Below are 1,702 nucleotides of genomic sequence, written 5' to 3' on the forward strand. Positions count from 1 at the left end.
GTGCGGGCGCTACGCGACCTGGGCGTCGACGCCACCGGCCCCTGGCCCGCCGACAGCCTGTTTCCCGCCGACATGCGCCGACGCTACGACGCCGCCCTGTGCCTCTACCACGACCAGGCGCTGATCCCGGTCAAGATGCTAGACTTCTGGGGCGGCGTGAACGTGACCCTGGGCCTGCCGATCATCCGCACCTCGCCCGACCACGGCACCGCCTTCGACATCGCCGGCCGTGGCCAGGCCAGGGCCGACAGCCTGATCGCGGCTTTGCGGCTGGCCGACGAAATCGCGCTGCGCCGCGCGGCATGAGCGTCCAGGCGGCGCTGGCGGCGCTCCCGCCGCTGCGCGAGATGCTCTCCGAGCACGGCCTGCTGGCGGACAAGGGCCTGGGCCAGCATTTCCTGCTGGACCTCAACATCACCCGCAAGATCGCCCGACTGGCCGGGCCGTTGGACGGCGTGACGGTCATCGAGGTGGGTCCAGGCCCGGGTGGCCTGACCCGCGCCCTGCTGGAAGCCGGCGCCCGAGTGGTGGCCGTGGAAAAGGACGCGCGCTTCGTCCCCTTGCTGGAGGCGGTCGCGGAGGCCGCGCCGGGCGCCTTGCGGATCGTGCTGGCCGATGCGCTGACCGTCGACGAGGCCGCGCTGGCGGACGGCGGCCCGGCGGCGATCATCTCCAACCTGCCGTACAATGTGGGCGCGCCACTGCTGGTCAAATGGCTGACCGGACCGTTCCGTCCCACCGCCATGACCCTGATGTTCCAGAAGGAGGTCGCCCAGCGCATCGTCGCTCCTCCCGGATCGTCGGCCTATGGCCGTCTCGGCATCCTGACCCAGGCGACCAGCCACGCGGAGATGGTGATGGAGGCTCCGGCCCGCGCCTTCACCCCGCCGCCAAAGGTGGATTCCGCCGTGGTTCGCCTGACGCCGCGCGCCGACCGGCCCGAGCCTGGCCTCCTCGCCGATCTGCAGAAGGTCACCCAGGCCGCGTTCGGGCAGCGTCGCAAGATGTTGCGCTCCAGCGTCGCTACGCTGGGCGGCGCGGATCTCTGCGCCGCGGCCGGCGTAGATCCGACCCGGCGCGGCGAGACCCTCAGCGTCGATGAGTTCCTGGCCATGGCGCGCGCGCTTCGCCGCTAGCGGTCAGGCAGGCCCTCGGAAGCAAGAACAAGGGCGACCAGGAAGCCGACCAGACCCAGCAACAGAGCCAGCCAAAGCCGCCGGCCCGGCGTCACAGGCAGGCTGCTCTACGACAGATGCAGCTGCATCTCGGCCGACAGTGCACCGGTGACTGGCCCCGCCCCCGCATGGCGAACCTGCAGCAATTCGTTGAACATGCTCAACGCAACGCTACCGTGTCCTTTTACGATGTGTGATGCAACAATGAGTTTCAAGCGGGGCGGTTGCGCAAGGGCCGCGCGGCGCGCGGCGAATCGACCGATAATCGCGCGGTCGCCGCAGAGCTTACGCAACCTTAACCTTTAACGTGCGTTTCGGCTGGTCGAGGTGCGGGCGTTCTGGGCTTGTGTATTGCGCGCGACTCCTTTGCAGCCTCTACGGACAAAGTTTCCACCAAGGAGAATCTAAATGCGTTTCATCACCCTCGCCGCCATCGCGGCGATGAGCCTGGCCGCCGCCGCTTGCCAACCGAAGGCCGAAGAAGCCAAGACGGAAGCCGCTGAAGCCACCGACGCCGCGGCCACCGC

Annotated in this window: 3 protein-coding genes; 2 read left to right on the forward strand and 1 reads right to left on the reverse strand. The window is 69.0% G+C overall.

What is annotated here, in order from left to right:
- Window positions 1–306: 4-hydroxythreonine-4-phosphate dehydrogenase PdxA (locus Q8M88_RS01135; protein ID WP_305594234.1), on the forward strand; the 306-nt coding region annotated here is incomplete at its 5' end.
- On the forward strand, window positions 303–1,136 hold the full coding sequence (rsmA, locus tag Q8M88_RS01140) for a 16S rRNA (adenine(1518)-N(6)/adenine(1519)-N(6))-dimethyltransferase RsmA (protein ID WP_305594235.1): 834 nt from the start codon (window positions 303–305) through the stop codon (window positions 1,134–1,136). The genes Q8M88_RS01135 and rsmA, both read left to right, overlap by 4 nt.
- A gap of 107 nt (window positions 1,137–1,243) precedes the next feature.
- On the opposite strand, the gene Q8M88_RS01145 is transcribed toward rsmA, so the two are convergent.
- A complete protein-coding gene (locus Q8M88_RS01145) occupies window positions 1,244–1,468 on the reverse strand; it encodes a hypothetical protein (protein WP_305594236.1) in 225 nt (74 codons plus the stop codon).
- Window positions 1,469–1,702 lie beyond the last annotated feature (234 nt).

Source organism: Phenylobacterium sp., from assembly GCF_030693805.1.
Lineage (GTDB): Bacteria > Pseudomonadota > Alphaproteobacteria > Caulobacterales > Caulobacteraceae > Phenylobacterium.

Excerpts from the sequence above, each read along its gene's own strand:
- rsmA (WP_305594235.1), top strand. The coding sequence starts at position 303 with ATGAGCGTCCAGGCGGCGCTGGCGGCGCTCCCGCCGCTGCGCGAGATG.